Genomic DNA, 800 nt, shown 5'->3' on the forward strand with positions numbered 1-800 from the left:
GCAATTCACCACAAACACCTATAGGTGCCAGGTTGATAACCGAGTCCACAATTGCGATCCGAACATTCATCAACGGCTTGCCGAGAAGAATAGTATCCACGGCCCTAGAAAAAGGGATTGGACCGACCACCGCAAAGGTAGTGGTTTCCGTCGGCCCGTAGCCATTGAGCAGAACTGGCGGCTGATCCAGAGTATTGAGCTGGGCAACAGCCTTACGGTCAATGAAGTCACCGCCGACCAGAACCATTCGCACTACCGAAAATACCGTCACATCTTGCTTTACAATGCTGCTGAATAGTCCCGAAGTCAGCCATAACGTATCGATCAGGCAGGACCCTGCCGCCTCCCGGATCGTTGACGCCTGCAACATCTGGTCCTGCGGCAAGATCAGGCTGCCCCCAAAACATAGTGGCAACCAATACTCGAAGGTTACCGCGTCGAATACCGGATGGCCGGTCTGCAGTAGACGCCCGTCTTTGCGTACCGACGGATAGACATGATGCATCAACGCGGTGATTGCCTTGTGCTGAACATTAATCCCTTTGGGGCGGCCCGTGGAACCGGAAGTATAGATGATGTAGGCTAGCCCAACCGGGTTTGCCGATACCAAACGGTCTTCCAGCAGCCGGTCATCAAGACCAGGGGCGGGCGCCGCGATTACTGTCACGGTTCCCGATCGATTCAGAACCAACAAGTCGGTCGATACGGTCGCCGTGTCTTGAGCGCATCCGGAAGACGGCAGCCGGTCCGACGCGGAACGGGTAGTGATGACCCAACCCGCTCTAGCATCCTCCAGCATG

Annotated in this window: 1 protein-coding gene; it reads right to left on the reverse strand. The window is 55.8% G+C overall.

Translation table 11 applies throughout. The features are described from left to right. The coding region (locus E1297_RS01180) for an AMP-binding protein (RefSeq protein ID WP_155132858.1) at positions 1 to 800 on the reverse strand (800 nt) is incomplete at both ends.

It is taken from the genome of Roseibium sp. RKSG952 (genome assembly GCF_009711355.1).